Origin of the sequence: Streptomyces sp. NBC_00273 (assembly GCF_036178145.1) — a bacterium.
Classification (GTDB): Bacteria; Actinomycetota; Actinomycetes; order Streptomycetales; family Streptomycetaceae; genus Streptomyces.
The window spans coordinates 8,649,607-8,665,355 of sequence record NZ_CP108067.1; the positions used below are offsets into that span (position 1 = coordinate 8,649,607).

General features: G+C 73.6%; 18 protein-coding genes. 9 read left to right on the forward strand and 9 right to left on the reverse strand.

The window, feature by feature from the left end; genetic code table 11:
• Positions 1 to 37: 37 nt before the first annotated feature.
• Both OG386_RS38660 and OG386_RS38665 read right to left on the reverse strand, forming a co-directional pair.
• Positions 38 to 1,516 (reverse strand): DEAD/DEAH box helicase, encoded by a 1,479-nt coding sequence (locus OG386_RS38660; protein ID WP_384827669.1) that lies wholly within the window; start codon positions 1,514 to 1,516, stop codon positions 38 to 40.
• A gap of 75 nt (positions 1,517 to 1,591) precedes the next feature.
• Positions 1,592 to 2,110 carry a MarR family winged helix-turn-helix transcriptional regulator gene (locus OG386_RS38665; protein WP_328791997.1) on the reverse strand — a complete coding sequence of 173 codons (519 nt, stop codon included), beginning with the start codon at positions 2,108 to 2,110 and terminating at the stop codon, positions 1,592 to 1,594.
• A gap of 106 nt (positions 2,111 to 2,216) precedes the next feature.
• Here OG386_RS38665 and OG386_RS38670 point away from each other — a divergent pair, with 106 nt between their 5' ends.
• On the forward strand, positions 2,217 to 2,585 hold the full coding sequence (locus tag OG386_RS38670; protein ID WP_328791998.1) for an HGxxPAAW family protein: 369 nt from the start codon (positions 2,217 to 2,219) through the stop codon (positions 2,583 to 2,585).
• A gap of 218 nt (positions 2,586 to 2,803) precedes the next feature.
• Positions 2,804 to 3,010 carry a cold-shock protein gene (locus OG386_RS38675; protein ID WP_033213830.1) on the forward strand — a complete coding sequence of 69 codons (207 nt, stop codon included), beginning with the start codon at positions 2,804 to 2,806 and terminating at the stop codon, positions 3,008 to 3,010.
• Positions 3,011 to 3,079: 69 nt separating this feature from the next.
• Here the strand turns inward: OG386_RS38675 and OG386_RS38680 are convergent, their stop codons facing one another.
• Both OG386_RS38680 and OG386_RS38685 read right to left on the reverse strand, forming a co-directional pair.
• Positions 3,080 to 3,679 (reverse strand): TetR/AcrR family transcriptional regulator, encoded by a 600-nt coding sequence (locus OG386_RS38680; RefSeq protein WP_328791999.1) that lies wholly within the window; start codon positions 3,677 to 3,679, stop codon positions 3,080 to 3,082.
• Positions 3,676 to 4,029, reverse strand: a complete 354-nt coding sequence (locus tag OG386_RS38685) for a DUF1304 domain-containing protein (protein ID WP_327387219.1) — start codon at positions 4,027 to 4,029, stop codon at positions 3,676 to 3,678. Before OG386_RS38685 ends, OG386_RS38680 begins: the two co-directional genes overlap by 4 nt.
• 121 nt (positions 4,030 to 4,150) lie before the next feature.
• Here OG386_RS38685 and OG386_RS38690 point away from each other — a divergent pair, with 121 nt between their 5' ends.
• A complete protein-coding gene (locus OG386_RS38690; protein WP_328792000.1) occupies positions 4,151 to 5,170 on the forward strand; it encodes a BtrH N-terminal domain-containing protein in 1,020 nt (339 codons plus the stop codon).
• Between the two features lie 37 nt (positions 5,171 to 5,207).
• Here the strand turns inward: OG386_RS38690 and OG386_RS38695 are convergent, their stop codons facing one another.
• Entirely contained in the window at positions 5,208 to 5,546 is a 339-nt protein-coding gene (locus OG386_RS38695) for a thioredoxin family protein (protein WP_328792002.1), read from the reverse strand.
• Positions 5,547 to 5,664: 118 nt separating this feature from the next.
• Here OG386_RS38695 and OG386_RS38700 point away from each other — a divergent pair, with 118 nt between their 5' ends.
• On the forward strand, positions 5,665 to 5,934 hold the full coding sequence (locus tag OG386_RS38700; RefSeq protein ID WP_328792003.1) for a hypothetical protein: 270 nt from the start codon (positions 5,665 to 5,667) through the stop codon (positions 5,932 to 5,934).
• Between the two features lie 71 nt (positions 5,935 to 6,005).
• On the opposite strand, the gene OG386_RS38705 is transcribed toward OG386_RS38700, so the two are convergent.
• On the reverse strand, positions 6,006 to 6,371 hold the full coding sequence (locus OG386_RS38705; protein ID WP_328792004.1) for a DoxX family protein: 366 nt from the start codon (positions 6,369 to 6,371) through the stop codon (positions 6,006 to 6,008).
• A 258-nt stretch (positions 6,372 to 6,629) separates the two neighbouring features.
• Between OG386_RS38705 and OG386_RS38710 the strand changes: the two genes are divergently transcribed.
• The 4 genes from OG386_RS38710 to OG386_RS38725 all read left to right on the forward strand — a co-directional run bounded on the left by OG386_RS38710 (position 6,630) and on the right by OG386_RS38725 (position 9,851).
• A complete protein-coding gene (locus OG386_RS38710; RefSeq protein WP_189742561.1) occupies positions 6,630 to 6,986 on the forward strand; it encodes a YciI family protein in 357 nt (118 codons plus the stop codon).
• A gap of 68 nt (positions 6,987 to 7,054) precedes the next feature.
• Positions 7,055 to 8,275 carry an RNA polymerase sigma factor gene (locus OG386_RS38715; protein WP_328793511.1) on the forward strand — a complete coding sequence of 407 codons (1,221 nt, stop codon included), beginning with the start codon at positions 7,055 to 7,057 and terminating at the stop codon, positions 8,273 to 8,275.
• 146 nt (positions 8,276 to 8,421) lie between these two features.
• The gene (locus OG386_RS38720; protein WP_328792005.1) at positions 8,422 to 9,180 is read left to right on the forward strand and encodes a TetR/AcrR family transcriptional regulator; all 759 of its coding nucleotides are present in this window, start codon (positions 8,422 to 8,424) and stop codon (positions 9,178 to 9,180) included.
• Positions 9,177 to 9,851: a hypothetical protein gene (locus OG386_RS38725; protein WP_328792006.1), complete on the forward strand. Its 675-nt coding sequence runs from the start codon at positions 9,177 to 9,179 to the stop codon at positions 9,849 to 9,851. The genes OG386_RS38720 and OG386_RS38725 overlap by 4 nt, the downstream gene beginning before the upstream one ends.
• 12 nt (positions 9,852 to 9,863) lie before the next feature.
• Here the strand turns inward: OG386_RS38725 and OG386_RS38730 are convergent, their stop codons facing one another.
• The 3 genes from OG386_RS38730 to OG386_RS38740 form a co-directional block, all read right to left on the reverse strand.
• Positions 9,864 to 11,342: a condensation domain-containing protein gene (locus tag OG386_RS38730; RefSeq protein WP_328792007.1), complete on the reverse strand. Its 1,479-nt coding sequence runs from the start codon at positions 11,340 to 11,342 to the stop codon at positions 9,864 to 9,866.
• 406 nt (positions 11,343 to 11,748) lie between these two features.
• The gene (locus OG386_RS38735) at positions 11,749 to 14,055 is read right to left on the reverse strand and encodes an ABC transporter permease (RefSeq protein ID WP_328792008.1); all 2,307 of its coding nucleotides are present in this window, start codon (positions 14,053 to 14,055) and stop codon (positions 11,749 to 11,751) included.
• The gene (locus tag OG386_RS38740; protein WP_327387230.1) at positions 14,052 to 14,762 is read right to left on the reverse strand and encodes an ABC transporter ATP-binding protein; all 711 of its coding nucleotides are present in this window, start codon (positions 14,760 to 14,762) and stop codon (positions 14,052 to 14,054) included. The genes OG386_RS38735 and OG386_RS38740 overlap by 4 nt, the downstream gene beginning before the upstream one ends.
• 134 nt (positions 14,763 to 14,896) lie before the next feature.
• Here OG386_RS38740 and OG386_RS38745 point away from each other — a divergent pair, with 134 nt between their 5' ends.
• Positions 14,897 to 15,748 carry a sensor histidine kinase gene (locus tag OG386_RS38745; protein ID WP_328792009.1) on the forward strand — a complete coding sequence of 284 codons (852 nt, stop codon included), beginning with the start codon at positions 14,897 to 14,899 and terminating at the stop codon, positions 15,746 to 15,748.
• The last annotated feature ends 1 nt before the right edge of the window (position 15,749 follow it).

Here is a 15,749-nt window from a genome sequence, read left to right on the forward strand (position 1 = left end):
CCGGATCCGGTCCGGGGCGCGGCGCTGCGTACGCGTTTCAGACGCCCCGGCGCACCCGGGCCGCGCGGCGGGCCTCGGCCTGCTGGCGGGCTTCGATCGTCTTGCGGGACTCCTTGCCCCGGCCGGGGCGGGTGCCCATGCCGCGGAAGGCCAGGTCCGAGCCCGAGGGCTTTCCCTTGGCGTCGGTCGGCGCGGAGCCCGCCAGCGGGACCCCGGAGGGGGCCTTGGCGCCGGTGATGCGGGTCAGCGCCGCCTCGCCGGAGCGCACCTGCGTGATCGTCGGGCGGATCCGGGCGTCGGCCAGCAGACGGACCATGTCCCGGCGCTGGTTCGGGGTGACGAGGGTGACGACCCGGCCGCTCTCGCCGGCCCGCGCGGTGCGGCCGCCCCGGTGCAGGTAGTCCTTGTGGTCGGCGGGCGGGTCGACGTTGACCACGAGGTCGAGGTCGTCGATGTGGATGCCGCGCGCGGCGACGTTCGTCGCGACCAGTACGGTGACGGCCCCGGTCTTGAACTGCGCCAGGGTCCGGGTGCGCTGCGGCTGCGACTTGCCGCTGTGCAGGCCCTCCGCCCGCACGCCCATCGCCCGCAGGTGCTTCACGAACTGGTCGACCCCGTGCTTGGTGTCGAGGAACATCAGCACCCGGTTGTCCCGGGCCGCGATCTCGGTCGCCGCCGATACCTTGTCGGCCGCGTGGATGTGCAGCACGTGGTGGTCCATCGTGGACACCGCCCCCGCCTGCGGGTCGACGGAGTGCGAGACCGGGTCCTTCAGGTACTTCCGGACGAGCTGGTCGACATTGCGGTCCAGGGTCGCCGAGAACAGCATCCGCTGGCCCGCGTGGTGCACCTGGTCCAGGATCTCGGTGACCTGCGGCATGAAGCCCATGTCGCACATCTGGTCGGCCTCGTCGAGCACGGTGATCTTCACGCGCTCCAGGTGTACGTCCCGCCGCCCCACCAGGTCGCTGAGCCGCCCGGGGGTGGCCACCACGACCTCGGCGCCGGTGCGCAGGGAGCTCACCTGGCGGCCGATGGACAATCCGCCGACCACCGTGGCCATCCGCAGCTTCAGGGCCGCGGCGTACGGCTCCAGGGCCTCGGTCACCTGCTGCGCCAGCTCACGCGTCGGTACGAGGACCAGCGCAAGCGGGCGCTTCGGGTCCGCCTGCTGCCCCGCCGTACGGGCCAGCAGCGCCAGGCCGAAGGCGAGGGTCTTGCCCGAGCCGGTCCGGCCGCGACCGAGGACGTCCCGGCCGGCCAGCGCGTTCGGGAGCGTCGCGGCCTGGATCGGGAACGGCTCCGTCACGGCCAGCGAAGCCATGGTCTCCACCAGCTCAAGGGGCAGGTCGAGCTCGGCGAAGGACTCCACCGGCGCCAGCGCCGGCTCCTTCGGCGCGTGCATCGTGAACTCACCCTGCGGGCCGAGGGTCCGGGGGGCCTTGGCGGGGGTCCGGGCACCGGCCTTGGCACCGCCCTTCACACCGAAGCGCCCATGAGCTGACGGGTTCCTCATGCAGGACCTTTCGAAGCAGAGAGAAGGAGGGGGAGAAAGAAGTAGATGGTCAACCGCCCATGGTACCAGCGGGGGCTAAGCCTCCTCGGCGGTCAGTTCCCCGGCCGGTTCCGCGGTCAGTTCCCCGGACCGCACCTGCGCACAGTGCGCGCGGATCTCGACCGCCGCGCGGCCGAACCAGTCGGCGATCACGGCGATCTCGTCGGGGGTGTAGTCGGCGAAGAGGGTGGCCAGCCGGTCGTACATCGGCTGGTACACGGCGACGACCCGCGCGGCGGCCGTGGGGTCGGCCACGACCCGGACCCGGCGCCGATCGGCCGGGTCCGGGACGCGCCGCGCGTATCCGGCGCGTTCGAGGCGGTTGAGCACCCCGGTGACGGCTCCGGTGGTGAGGTCCAGCAGTCCGGCGAGGTCACCGGCGGCGAGCGGAGCCTCCCCGGCGCCCAGGATGTGCCCCAGGCAGGTCAGATCGGTGACGTTGAGCCCGAGCAGCTGCGCCACCTCCTGCTGGCCGACGATGCCGAGGGCGACGTACTGGTCCATGCGCGCAATCGCCTCGCCGGCCGTGGCCGGGGGGCGGGTCTTGCCCTGCACCCACATACTCCTTAGGATCTAAGTTACTTAGCAAGTGAGATGCTTACCTCGCGAAATAAGCTTCCCGCTTCCGAGCGTACTGCCGTCGGTCCGACCAGGGAGAACCATGAGCGCGCACGGCCACGTAGACCTCGGCCACACGGTGGCCGGCTGGACCGGGACCACCCTGGCACTGTTGGGCTTCGCGGGAGCGGGCGGTGCCGTGTGCGCGGCCTGGACCCCCGGGATCTGGATCGGGCTCGGCGTCGTCGTCGTGGCCGGGATCGTCACCTGGCTGCTGCACCTCGCAGGGTGGGGCAAGCCGAGCGGCCCCCGGCCGGAAGCCGACTGGGACTGGCGCACCCGGGACACCGGCGCCCGTGCGGGGCACGCCGACTGCCTCGGCTGCCGCGTCAGCGGGCCGCGGCGGGCCCTCGCCGCAGCCTCTCGGCCTCGATCCGCCGCGTCGCTGCCCGCTGCGGACGGCGGCGCGTGAACGGCGCCCGGGGTCCGGCCGCGGCGGCCCGGCCCGAGTGCCCCTCGAAGGCCTCGGCGCGGAGCCGTTCCCTCTTTTCACGGACAAGACGGTCAGAAGTTCGAATGCGCGCCGCGCCCCGGTTGGCCGCGTCCAGCGTGTGCTCGGGGGGACCGTTGGGCAGGATCGAGACGGCCGCGCGTGCGGCCCGCAGTGGAACGTTGTGAAGGATCAGCCAGATGGCAACAGGCATCGTGAAGTGGTTCAACTCGGAGAAGGGGTTCGGCTTCATCCAGCAGGACGACGGCGGCCCCGACGTGTTCGTGCACTTCTCCGCGATCGAGACCACCGGGTTCAAGTCGCTGGAGGAGAACGCGCGCGTCGAGTACTCCGTCTCCCAGGGCCCCAAGGGTCCGCAGGCTGAGAAGGTGGTTCCCCTCAGGTAGTCCACTTCGCGGGCCGAGCCCGTGACGCGAAGCCCCGCCGGCCCGCCCGGCGGGGCTTGGTGCGTTCCGCTACCGGGTCCGGGCCGCCCCCGGCCCGCCGTCGGGCCCGATCGCGCGGTGGAGGGCCAGGAGCAACCGCCACAGGTGGTCCGCCAGGGTTTCCGGATCCGCCCGGATGTCCTCGTGCAGCCAGTCCGCGAGCACGCCGGTGAACGCGGCCGCGACCGCCGACGCGACCAGCTCGGGGTGTGGGGCGCCCACCGCCGCCCGTTCCGCCCGGGCGCGGGCGCGCAGCTCCCGGTGGAGGCGCCTGCCGAGGGGGCCGCCGCCGCCCGGGAGGAGCAGGGTCCGGTAGAGCGGCGCCCGGTCGGCCGCCTCCGTCAGGAAGGCGGCCAGCGCGGCGGGCGGCCGGGCCGGGGGGAGCGGTGACGGGCCGGTCTGCCAGGCGTGCAGGGCGTCGACCGCCGCGTGCACCACGTCCGCGCAGGCGTCCACGGCGAGCGCGGTGAGGTCCTCGTAGTGCAGGTAGAAGGTGGCGCGGCCGACGCCGGCCCGGCGCACCACCGCCGAGACGCTGACCTCGGCGAGCGGCCGGTCCGCGCACTCGGCCAGCAGGCTTTCGCGCAGTCGCCCCTTCGTCCGGGCCGTGCGCGGGTCCTCCGGGCTCACGCGGCCAGCAGTGCGGCGCCGAGGGCGAGGGCGCCGGGCAGGGCCTGGGCCACGAGGATCCGGCGGTTGGCGGTCGCGGCCCCGTAGATCCCGGCGACGACCACGCAGACGAGGAAGAAGATCTGGGTGGCGAGCGAGTCGATCACGAGGGACCAGACCAGTCCGGCGGCGAGGAAGCCGTTGTAGAGGCCCTGGTTGGCGGCGAGCGGCGCCGTGAGGCGGGCGGTGTCCGCGTCGAAGCCGGACAGTGCGCGGCCGGGGGGCCGCTGCCACAGGAACATCTCCAGGACCATGAAGTACGCGTGCAGCGCGGCCACGAGGCCGATCAGGATCGATGCGACCGTGTGCATGGCCGCCTCCACTTCTGGGGGTCTACGTACGGGCGGTGGTGCGGGCCGGTGTACCAGCCGATATTTCCTGGACAACTGTACAGGAAGTCCGCTCGCCGGACCTCGCGGCTACGCTGGCCCGATGACCGAGCAGGCACCCCGGCCGAATCCCACCGGGCTCCTCTACGAGGACTTCGGCACCGGGCGGCACCGCGAGAGCTCACTCGTCCGGCACGCGCTCGGCAGCGTGCACGAGGAAGAACTGATCGCGGGCCTCGCGGGCGGGATCGGCTTCATGTACTTCGTCTTCGAGTACGCCGGGCGCCCGCCCCTGCTGACGATCGTCGCTCAGGCCCACCCCGACCCCTGGGTGGAAGCCGCCCTCGACCGGCTCCGCGTCCCCTACGAGGTCACCCACGGCGCGCGGCCCCGCTGGGACCGCGTGCACGCCGCCCTCGACGCCGGCCGGCCGGTGTTCTGCACCGTCGACCGGTCCCGCCTCCCCTGGCACGGCGGTGCACCGGACGAGATGGCCGGAGCCGATCCGTACACCGTGGTCCTCGCCGGGTACGAGGGCGACAGCCTCTTCGTCGAGGACGGGGCCCCGGCCGCGTACCGGATCGGGGCGCGGGAGTTCGGCGAGGCCTGGACCGGCCACCGCAAGGGCCGTCACCGGATGCTCGTACCCACCGGCCCTGCCGCCGGCACACCCGACGTCGACGGGGCCGTGGCCGCCACCGCGGCCCGCCTCACCGGTCCGGTGCTGGGCAACAGGTTCGACGTCAACTTCGGTTTCTCCGGGATGGACAAGCTCGCCGCCCAGCTGCGCGACGGCCGCACCCGGACCGGCTGGGAGCGCCGCTTCGGATCCCCGGAGGCCTTCCTCGCGGGGACCCGGCGGCTGTACGCCTGCCTGGAGGAGGAGTGGACCGCCCCCGGCGCCACCCGCCCGCTCTACGCGGACTTCCTCGACCTCGTCGGACGGCCGGAGGCGGCCGCTCTGTTCCGCGACTCGGCCGGCAACTGGTCCCGGCTCGCGGAACTGGCGCGCGCGGCCGCCCCGGACGCGGACGCCCCGGGGCGGCGCGCCCTCTTCGACGAGCTCGCCGGTCTGGTGGACGGCTCCCTCGCCCTGGAACGCCGCGCCGTCGCCCTGCTCTGAGCGCTCGGAACCGCGGAGCTCCAGAACCCCGGAACCCTCAGAGGTGGGCGTCCAGGAACGCCCGGAACTCCTCGAGCGCCATCGGTCCCGCCTGGCTCGCGACCGCCTCGCCGTCCTTGATGAGCACGGCGGTCGGCGCGCCCTCGACCCCGTAACGCCTGGTCGGCCCGGGGCAGCGGGTCATGTCGGTGCGGACGGCGGTGAACCGCGTCCCGTACTCCTGCGTCAGTTCCCCGACGACGGCGTCCATCGCGCGGCACGCCTCGACGGCCTTGGGCCAGGAGCCGCAGAAGTACGCGAGGACGGGCCCGGTCGTCATCGAGAGGATGAAGTCGAACTCCTGGTCCTCCAGTGGCTGGTGCACCCGACGTGCCATGCGTGTCGCTCCTCGCTCGTGCGCCTCCCCGGATCGGGAGGGCGGCCCCCATCATCGCCGCCCCGGCGGACCGCGGCCGCCGGGGCCGTTGTCAGTGGTGGCTGTGAAGCTGGGCGGTATGGACGACAGGATGCTCCGGCGCCGGGTCTACGGCGCCGACCACGAGGACCCCGACCCCGGACCGCGACCCGGACACGCCTACGGCGAGTTGGTCGGCGGGCCGCTCGACGGGCTCCTCCTGGACATCACCGGCTGGAGCGGCCCCCAGCTCGCCGAAGAGGCCAGGCTCCCCACGGAGATAGGGCGCTACGGAGCGGGCGGCCGCGCCCACTACCGCCGCCGTACGGGGGACCCGGGCCACTGGGACTGGACGGGGGACAGCCGATGACGGCCGGGCCCGCCCCGACGGCCGGTCCACCGGCCGGTCCACGGGCCGGTGCGTAGGCCGGTTCGGTGGCCTCAGGCGTTCCGGCTCACCTTGCGGGCCCAGAGCACCAGCGGCACCTGCAGGGGCAGCCGGCCCAGCGTCACGGCACGGACGGCGGGAGCGGCGTGGCGTGCGTCGGCGGCCATCTTCACGTTCGCCGGGAACACGCCGACGAAGAACGCCGCCGTGGCCAGCGCGGCCACCCGGCGGGTGCGCGGATGGGCGACCCCGGCGGCGAGGGCGAGTTCGGCCACCCCGCTTCCGTACGTCCACGCGCGCGGGCTGCCCGGCAACGAACGGGGGATGATCGCGTCGAACTTCCCGGGCACGGCCGCGTGGGCGACCGCCATCGTGGCCAGGAGGCCGGCCAGCAGGTGGGGGGAGGAGACGCGGGGCATCGGGGGATCCTCTCGAAGGTGTCCGGGCCCGCGATCCTACTCGCGAGTAGCCAGGTGTGGGTGCGCTCTGCGAGGTCCGGCCGCACCATCCTGGCCGGCCGCCCGGCGCGCCGGTGCATCGGCCGGATGGGGGACCGAGGTGGCCGCCCACGGAAAATCTTCGAAGAATTTCCCGGAGGCTGTCGATCCGGGCGTCTCCCGTTCGACGCAGGGGTGAGAGGCGGGGAAGGCCCCCGCCCTCCTGACCTAGGAGCCACCATGCCGCGCTTCCTGACGATGATCCGCATCGACGAGCAGGACCTGCCCAGCGACGAGTTCCCGCCCGAGTTCGAGCAGCGCATGGGCGCGCTGCTGGAGGAGATCACCAAGGCCGGGGTCATGCTCGACACCGCCGGGCTGCTCCCCACCTCCGCGGGAACCCGCCTCAGCTGGTCCGGCGGGAAGATCAGCTACACCGACGGACCCTTCACCGAGACCAAGGAGGTCGTCGGCGGCTACTCCCTCACCCAGTGCAAGGACAAGGCGGAGGCCATCGAGTGGACCCGGCGGTTCCTTGAGATCCACCCGGTGGAATGGAAGGTGAGCGCCGAGGTCCGGGAGATCCAGGAGATGTGATCCCGGCGCGCCCGCGCCGCGTTTGCCCTGCCCCGTTACGGCTGCTCTGATGGGTGGCCGTGACGGCAGTGAGTGCGGCCCAGGCGGTCGAAGCGGTGTTCAGGATCGAGTCCGCGCGGATCATCGCCAGTGTCGCCCGCGTCGTGCGGGACGTCGGCATCGCCGAGGAGATCGCCCAGGACGCCCTCGTCGCGGCGCTGGAACAGTGGCCCCGGACGGGGGTCCCGGACCGGCCCGGCGCCTGGCTCATGACCACGGCCAAACACCGCGCGATCGACCTCGTCCGCCGCAAGGAGACCTACGCGCGCAAGCTCGCGGAGGTCGGCCGCAGCCTGGAGGACGTCCCGCCGCCCGCCGAGCCGGCGGATCCGCAGGACATCGACGACGACCTGCTGCGCCTGATCTTCACCTCCTGCCACCCCGTCCTCGCCACCGAGGCCAGGATCGCGCTCACCCTGCGTCTGATGGGAGGGCTGACCACCCAGGAGATCGCCCGCGCGTTCCTCACCTCCGAGGCCACCGTCGCCCAGCGCATCGTCCGGGCGAAGCGGGCCCTGGCCAAGGCGGGGGTGCCCTTCGAGGTCCCGTACGGCGCCGACCGCGAAGCCAGGCTCTCCTCGGTCCTGGAGGTCATCTACCTCGTCTTCAACGAGGGGTACGCGGCCACCGCCGGGGACGACCTCGTCCGCCCCGCCCTGTGCGAGGACGCCCTGCGCCTGGCCCGCGTGCTGGCCGCGCTGATGCCCGAGGAACCCGAAGTGCACGGGCTGGCCGCGCTGCTGGAGTTCCAGGCCTCCCGGATCGCCACCCGCACCGGACCCGCCGGGGAACCGGTGCTGCTCGCCGACCAGAACCGGGCCCGGTGGAACCGCATGCTCATCCACCGGGGCGCCCGGGCGCTGGGCCGGGCCGGGAACGGCCCGTACTCCGTCCAGGCCGCGATCGCCGGCTGCCACGCGGCGGCGGTCCGTTACGAGGACACGGACTGGCCGAGGATCGCCACCCTGTACGGGCGGCTCGTCCAGCTGGTCCCGTCCCCGGTGGTGGAGCTCAACCGGGCGGTGGCCGTCTCGATGGCAGAGGGGCCGGAGGCGGCCCTGCCGCTGGTCGACGCCCTGGCCGCGGAACCGGCCCTGCGCGCCTACCACTTGCTGCCGAGCGTACGGGGAGACCTGCTGGAGCGGTTGGGCCGGACCGAGGAGGCCCGCGCGGAGTTCGAGCGGGCGGCCGCCCTCACCCGCAACGCGCAGGAACGCACCCTGCTGCTGGCCCGCGCGGCCCGCCTCTGAGCGGCGCGGCAGCCCGGGGACGGCCCGGATTCCCCACACCCTTGTGGTGGATGTTTACGTCCTATACTTTGTGTATGACATAAACATCTGCTGGGGCGCGACGCGGCACCGCTCGCGCGGCGAGCAGTCGGAGAGGAGGGGCCCCGATGCCCCGTGAGCCCCGGGGGCCGGGCGGATCCGCCGCCCCGCCCGATCTCGCGGCCGTGGCCGACCTGTTGTGGCGGGTCGACGCCGAGCGGACCGCCGAGGGCCGCCCGCGCCTCACCCCCCGCCGGATCGTCGACGCGGCCGTGGCCGTCGTCGACACCGACGGGCTGGACGCGCTGTCGATGCAGCGCGTGGCCACCGAGCTGGCCTGTACGGCGATGGCCCTCTACCGGCACGTGCCGGGCCGCGAGCACCTGCTCGCGGCCATGGTCGACGCCGCGAGCGGTCGCCCGCCCGCGGCGACCGGGGCGGGCTGGCGCGCCGAGGTGGAGGCCTGGGTCGACGCGCTCTGGGCGACGTACTGCAGCCATCCGTGGATGGTGCGGGTCCCGACGGTCAGCGCCCCGGTCGGACCGAACGAACTCGCCTGGTTCGAGGCGCTGCTGAGCCCGCTCGCGCGCTCCGGCGCCGACCGCGGCGAGCTGATCCCGCTCGCCACCTTCATCACCGGCGCCGTGCGCGACCTGGCCCGGATCGCCACCGAACTCGACCCGGTCGGCGCCGCCTCGTACGGACGGGTCCTCGCCGAGCGCCTCGACCCGGGGAACTTCCCCACGCTCTGTGCGCTCGCGGGCGAACCGGGATTGGACGAGGGGGAGGACGGCGCCGTCGCCCCGATCGTGGCCTGCGGCATCGCGCGCCTGCTCGACGGCATCGAGAAAGCCCCACCCGCAACAGAGGCAAAGGGAAACCGATGAACGAGAACCACGTCTTACGACTCACGGGCATCTGCGGCATCGCGGCGGGCACACTCGCCGCCGTCGCCGTACCGCTGTACTTCGTCCACTCCGGACCGCCGCCCGCCGGCAACGTCCTGGCCCGGATCCTCCTCAACCTCCTGACGTGCGCGGCCCTGCTCGTCTTCCTCGCGGGCCTGCGCCACGTCATCCGCGGCGCGGGCTCCGCCTTCGCCTGGCCGGCCACCGTGGTCCTCGGCGCCGGACTGGCCTACGTGACCATCACCCTGGTGGCCGCGTCCGTCGAGGCGGGCATCGTCCTGGAGAACCCCGGCGGGCGCCTCGACCCGACCGTGGACGGCCCGCTGGCCCACGCCAACATGCTGCTGCACGGCTCGGCCGCCCGGCTGCTGACGGCGGTCCTCCTCACCGCTGCCGGGTACGCGATCCTGCGCGCCGGGGTCCTGCCGCGCTGGACGGGGTACACGGCCCACGCCGTCGCCGCGGTCAACCTCGCCTTCGTCCCCTCACTGTTCTTCGGGACGGACGCCGCCCGCTTCTACAGTGCCGTGGGCTGGGGCAACACGGCACTGACGGCCGCCCTGCTCGTCTACTGGGCCTTCGCCGTCGGGATCGCCCTGCTGCGGCGCACCTCGCCGGCCCGTCTGCGGGCGGCGGCCCTGCCCGGCTGATGCGGCCGCGGCTCAGCCGCGGCGGGCGATCGCGGCCACGTCCAGCGGGGTCCGCAGCGGCCGCCGCGGGGTGGTCAGCGCGATGGGCCGGCGGAACCCGCCGGACCGGGCGATCTCCTGAACGGTGAGGCGCAGCCCCTCCTGGAAGTCGCCCATGGTCCGGCGGGCCGCCGGGGTGTCGACGTAGATCGAGTTCATGTGCATCCCGTCCGTGTCCCGCTGGAACCACGAACAGGCCCCGTTGGCACGCGCCGACCACACGTGGGTGGTGGGCCGCCACTCGTCGTGGCGCTCGGCCCCGGGACACTTGCGCATGTCGATGTAGGAGAAGAAGTTGACCGGATACGGCCAGGAGCGGGCGGCGAACTCCTCGGGCGCCAGCAACTGCCACGCCCGGACGAACGGCACGTCGAGATGGCTCATCATCTCGCTGAAGCCGGCCCGGACGGAGGCCATGACCTGGGTGAAGTCCCGGCCGGGCGAGGCGTCGAACTCGATGGGCAGGGTGTTGACGAACCAACCCACCGAATGCGCCCAGGTGTCCCGGCCGCGCTCGCTGACCGGCATGAAGCCGCGGTAGACGCCCGGGCCGCCGGCCTCGCGCAGGCAGACGGCGACCGAGGCCAGCACCCCCATGAACGGCTTGCCGCCGGCCGCCAAGCACGTCTTCTCGAACACCTCGGCCTCGGCGGCGTCCAGGAGGGTGGAGGACTCGTTGACGATCGGGTACATCCGGCCCGGCTCGACACCGAGGTCGAGGGGGAAGCGCGGGAAGAACTCGCCGGCCTGCCCCATGAACGCCTTCCAGTAGCCCAGGCGTTCGTCGCTCGCGTCGATGGACAGGTAGCGGCGGCGCTGCTCCTCGGCGAAGTCGAGGTAGCTGGGTGCGGGCGGCAGTTCGGCGCCCTCGCCGCGGCATAGGGCCTCGTAGCCGAGGGACACCTCGCGGGCCACGATCGGCATCGACATGCCGTCGCAGACGATGTGGTCGAAGGCGAGGTAGACCGTAGCGGACTCCTCGCGTTCCACCGCACCCATGATGAACAGCGGCCAGGAGAGGGTGTCGATGCTCCGCTTGAACCGCTCGACGAGGAAGTCGCGCAGCAGGTCGGAGGTTTCGAAGGCGCCCACCTGCTGCGGTTCGAGGGTCAGTCCTGCGGGGTCGAACGGCTCGCAGGCCACCTCGCCGGCCAGGCGGCGGAAGGCGCACCGCAGGACCTCGTGCCGCTGCACGAAGGAGAGCAGGGACTGTGCCAGGGCCTGCTCGTCCAGCCGTCCGGTCACTTCGAAGGTCACCGCCACCCAGGACGCGACCGGGTCGTCGGCGGCCCTGCTCTCCTCGGCGACGGTGAAGTGCTTGTCCTGGTTGAAGGACGCCTTCCTGTTCACCGGGTCACCCGTGTCGGCGGCCTCTACCGCCGTGGACCTGAGCCGCCACTCGACCACCCGGCCAGGTGCCATGTGGTGCATCTCCAGAGGAAACTGCCGCATTCCGTCATCCCTTCGCCCCCGAGTCAACCCCCAGGCCCTAACGACCCCCGGCCCGGGGAGGTGACGAATTCACTCGGGACGGCCGGGACGGGGCGGGATCGGGCGGGGCTTCAGCGGGAGTTCACGGGGAGTTCGGGGCGACGACGCCCGGCCATCGCCTCCTCAGCGGGGCGGCCGGGCCGCGACCGCGGCGTCGAAGGGGGTCCAGCCGTCGAACTCCTTCGAGGCGCAGTCGGGCCGCCACCCCCGGGCCCGGGCCGCTTCCACCAGGGCCAGGGCGGTTCCGGGTTCGTCTAGGTTCAGGCTCCCGCCGTCGATCCGGGCGACCTCTCCGGACCGCCCCAGATGGCCGCTCGGGGAGAACCTCCCGGGGAAGCGAACGGATGAACCGCCCCGGAGCGCCGCCCTATTCGGTGTGCAGGGCCGACGCGATCGTCATCCGGGCCGCCGACCGGGCCGGCACCAGTGCACCGAGGACGGCGATCGCGACCCCCGCCAGCAGCAGGCCGGCCACGAGCGGTGCGTCCCACACGTCCTTCATCGACTCCGGGAAGCTGACCACCCCGACGTGGTCCACGATCAGCCGGTGCGCGATCAACCCGAGCGGGACACCGAGCAGCCCGCCGACCGCGCCCACGCCCGCCACCGAGGTCACGGTCATCGCCACGACCTGCCGCGGCGTCATCCCGATCGACTTGAGCATGCCGAGGTCCCGGCGGCGCTCCCGGACGCTCAGGAGGACCGTGTTGAAGACGCCGAGCGCCGCCACGGTGCTCAGCAGGACGGTGAACACCGAGGAGAAGGCGACGACGGTGACGGTGGCGGCGTTGCGGGCGTCCAGCACCGATACGCGCAGGTCGGGATCGACCGCCTCGGCCGCTTCCACGTACGCCGGCACGTCGGCCCCGGCTGCGAGGCGCACCTCGTACTCGGCGGCGCGGGCCTCCGGTGACAGCTGGAGGAAGGTCTGCCAGGTGGCGTCCAGGGCCCGCGCGTTGCTCTCCACGAGCTCGCCGACGACGGTTGCCGCCACCTGTCTGCCGTTCATCGCCAGGGTGACCCGGTCGCCGAGCTCCAGCCCGTTCTGGGTCAGGAAGGCGGGCCCGGCCGTGATCTCGCCGGCCGCCCGTGCCTCCCGCCCCCTGGCGATCCGGCCCGCGGCCGCGGGGTCGTCCCCGCGGTAGAAGTTGGCGTAGACGGGGCGGAGCTGCCCGACCAGGCTCACCTGGGCCAGCCCGCGGGCCCGTACCGCCGTCGCGCCGGGCAGGGACCGCAGCCGTTCCTCGGTCGGGCCGTCGCCGAGCACCGGAGCGGGCCGGTCGTTGAGCGGCCCGCCCGCCTCCACGTGGATCCGGGTACCGTCGCCCCGGCCGGCCTCGCCGAACGCGAGCATCGTGCTGGTCAGGCCGGTCGCCAGGGTCACCGTGGTGACGCCGAGGACGATGGCCGCCATGGTCATCAGGGTGCGTCCGGGCCGGGCGAACGGCTGGCCGAGGCCCAGGCTGACCGGACGCGGCAGCCGGGTGCCGCCGAGCAGGCGCTGCACGCGCAGGCCCCGCCCGGTCCGCGGGGCGCCGCCGGCGCTGATCGCGCGGGCCGCCGGCAGCCGGTGCGCCCGCAGCGCGGGAACCAGGGCGGTGAGCAGGACGAGGGCGGGCATCCCCAGCAGGCAGACGACGGACACCCACGCACCGACGTCGCCGATGGCGGCCCGGCCCGTCTCGATGCCGGAGAACGCGACCCGAAGGACGGGCACGGCCAGTGCGTTGCCGAGCAGGGTGCCGAGGACGGCGCCGACGACCGCGGGCACGGCCAGCATCGTCAGGTACACGGCGACGACCTGGTTCGGGGTGAAGCCCAGTGCCTTGAGCACGCCGATGTGCCGGTACCCGGACACCACCGCCCCGCTGACGACGTTCCCGACGATCAGGGCGGACACCAGGAGGCCGAGCACACCGAACAGCGTCATGAAGGGGAGGTAGGCACCGGCCAGGGCCGAGAAGGCCTGCTGGAGGGCGAGATGGGTCTGTGTGCCGGTCAGCGACCCTTCTGGCAGTTCGGCGGTCGCCCCGGCCAGCGCGGCGGCCAGCTGGGCGTCCGTGGAGGAGCGCGTGAAGCGGTAGAGCATCTGCGCGGCGGACGGACGCAGCGCGGTCATCTGCTCGGGCGAGACCCAGGCGCCCGCCGACCTGCTCGCGGCGGCCGCGAACCCGACGACGGTCAGCGGGGCGGAACCGGGGACCTCCAGCCTGGTCCCCAGGAGTCGGGGTCCGGGCGAGCCGGTCGAGTACCAGCCGATGACGATCTCGCCGGGCGCGGTCGCCCAGTGGCCCTCCAGGAGCTCGATCCGGTCCACCGGGCCCCCCGGGTCGGCCCGCCCCACCACCGTGAGGGAGCCGCCGGCCATCCACAGCCAGCCTGCGGGAACGTCCAGGACGGCCTGCTCGAACGGCCCGGCCGCGGCCGCCACCCCGGGGCGGTCGGCGGTCTTCGCGAGCTGCTCCGGCGACGCCTTCGCCGTGTCGAAGGTCGCCACGGTGTGCGGGCCGCACTGGGCGGCGTACGCCCTGTCGAAGGGGCTGGAAGCGGCGTCGAGCAGCCCCAGTGCGAGGAGGACGGTCGTGGTCGAGCAGAGCACGACGAGTCCGATGACGAAGGTCTGGAGCCTGCGGCGCCGCACGGCTGCGCGCGAGGCCCGCCACACGGCGCTCACGCGGTCGCCTCCAGCGCGCTCTGCCGGGCGACCCGGCCGTCGGCGACCTCGACCAGGCGGCTGGCGCAGCGGGTGGCCAACTGCGGGTCGTGCGTGACGATCAGCAGGGTCTGGCCGATCTGGTTGAGGTCGATCAGCAGGTCCATCACCTGCTCGCCCGACCGGCTGTCGAGGGCGCCGGTCGGTTCGTCGGCCAGGAGCAGCGCCGGACGGTTCATCAGGGCGCGGGCCACGGCGACCCGTTGGCGCTCGCCGCCGCTGAGCGTCGCCGGATAGTTGTTGCGGCGGTCGGCCACACCGAGCTCGTCGAGCAGCTCCAGGGCCCGGCGGCGGGCCTGCCGGGCCGGGGCGCCCGTCAACTGGGCGGCCAGCGCCACGTTGTCCAGGACCGGCAGGTCGTCGATCAGGTTGAAGAACTGGAAGATCATGCCGATGTGCCGGCGCCGGAAGAGCGCCAGCCCGGTCTCGTTCAGCCCGCCGAGGTCCTGGCCCTGCACCTCGACGGTGCCCGAGGTCGGCCGGTCGAGCCCGGCCACCATGTTGAGCAGCGTGGACTTGCCGCAGCCGGACGGGCCCATCACGGCCACCGCATCCCCGGCGCGGATCTCCAGCGACAGGCCGTCCAGGGCCTTCGCGTCGCCGTACTCCTTGTGCACACCGTCCAGCCGTACGACGACCTGCCGCGCAATGTCATGATCACTTGTCATGGCTCGAACCTAAGGCGGGGCCCGCGGTCATGGCGTCGGCCCCCGGATGTAACCGTACGGGCAGGTCATCCTGGGGATGTATGCCGGCCGTCCGGCACAATGGCGTCCAGGCTTACGGGGCGGGGGAGTTCGAGGTGGGGACGGTCATCGCCGCGGTCGCGGCCTGTGTGTCCGCGGCAGCGGCCGGTGCGCTCGGCGTGGCCCTGCTGCGCGCCCGGCACAGCCACCGCGTGGCGCTCGAGGAGCGCGGCTGGCTGCTGGAGCGGGAGCGCGAGGGCGCGGCCCGCAGCGCCGTCGACGCCGAACGGGCCAGGATCGCGGCGGAGCTCCACGACATCGTCAGCCACAACGTGAGCCTGATGGTGGTCCAGGCCGGGGCCGCCCGCGAGGTGCTCGCCACCCTGCCAGAGGAGGCCGCGGCGGCGATGGGCGCCGTGGAGACGGCCGGGCGGAACACGATGACCGAACTGCGGCACCTGCTGGGCCTGCTCGCCCCCGCCCAGGACGGCGCGGACGAACCGTACGAGGCCCCGGCCACCGCCCGGTTGGCGCCGCAGCCGAGCCTCGCCCGGCTGAGCCCGTTGATCGACCGGTTCGCTTTCGCCGGGCTGCAGGTGGAGGTACGGATATCCGGGGAGCCGCGCCCGCTCCCGGCCGGGATCGACGTCACGGCGTACCGGATCATCCAGGAGGCGCTCACGAACGCGCTCAAACACGGGGACGGGGGCAGGACCGAGGTGACCGTGCGGTACCAGGAACACGCGCTGCGCGTAGAGGTGTTGGGCGGCGGACCCAGCGTGCTGACGGGGCACGCGCCCGCAGCGGCATCCGCCGGGGGCCGGGACCGGCCGAAGGCCGAGGGCACCGGTCGCGGGCTGCTCGGCCTGCGCGAGCGCGTCGCCGTCTACGGGGGCGACCTCGACGCCCGCCGCCGCCTCGGCGGCGGCTACCGGGTGCGCGCCCGGATCCCGCTGGAGCGGCCGTGAC

Excerpts from the sequence above, each read along its gene's own strand:
- OG386_RS38705 (WP_328792004.1), bottom strand. The coding sequence starts at position 6,371 with ATGCCCCGCGTCTCCTCCCCCCACCTGCTGGCCGGCCTCCTGGCCACG.
- OG386_RS38660 (WP_384827669.1), bottom strand. The coding sequence starts at position 1,516 with ATGAGGAACCCGTCAGCTCATGGGCGCTTCGGTGTGAAGGGCGGTGCC.
- OG386_RS38700 (WP_328792003.1), top strand. The coding sequence starts at position 5,665 with ATGGACGACAGGATGCTCCGGCGCCGGGTCTACGGCGCCGACCACGAG.
- OG386_RS38690 (WP_328792000.1), top strand. The coding sequence starts at position 4,151 with ATGACCGAGCAGGCACCCCGGCCGAATCCCACCGGGCTCCTCTACGAG.
- OG386_RS38740 (WP_327387230.1), bottom strand. The coding sequence starts at position 14,762 with ATGACAAGTGATCATGACATTGCGCGGCAGGTCGTCGTACGGCTGGAC.
- OG386_RS38720 (WP_328792005.1), top strand. The coding sequence starts at position 8,422 with ATGCCCCGTGAGCCCCGGGGGCCGGGCGGATCCGCCGCCCCGCCCGAT.
- OG386_RS38710 (WP_189742561.1), top strand. The coding sequence starts at position 6,630 with ATGCCGCGCTTCCTGACGATGATCCGCATCGACGAGCAGGACCTGCCC.
- OG386_RS38675 (WP_033213830.1), top strand. The coding sequence starts at position 2,804 with ATGGCAACAGGCATCGTGAAGTGGTTCAACTCGGAGAAGGGGTTCGGC.
- OG386_RS38725 (WP_328792006.1), top strand. The coding sequence starts at position 9,177 with ATGAACGAGAACCACGTCTTACGACTCACGGGCATCTGCGGCATCGCG.
- OG386_RS38685 (WP_327387219.1), bottom strand. The coding sequence starts at position 4,029 with ATGCACACGGTCGCATCGATCCTGATCGGCCTCGTGGCCGCGCTGCAC.
- OG386_RS38695 (WP_328792002.1), bottom strand. The coding sequence starts at position 5,546 with ATGGCACGTCGGGTGCACCAGCCACTGGAGGACCAGGAGTTCGACTTC.
- OG386_RS38670 (WP_328791998.1), top strand. The coding sequence starts at position 2,217 with ATGAGCGCGCACGGCCACGTAGACCTCGGCCACACGGTGGCCGGCTGG.
- OG386_RS38730 (WP_328792007.1), bottom strand. The coding sequence starts at position 11,342 with ATGCGGCAGTTTCCTCTGGAGATGCACCACATGGCACCTGGCCGGGTG.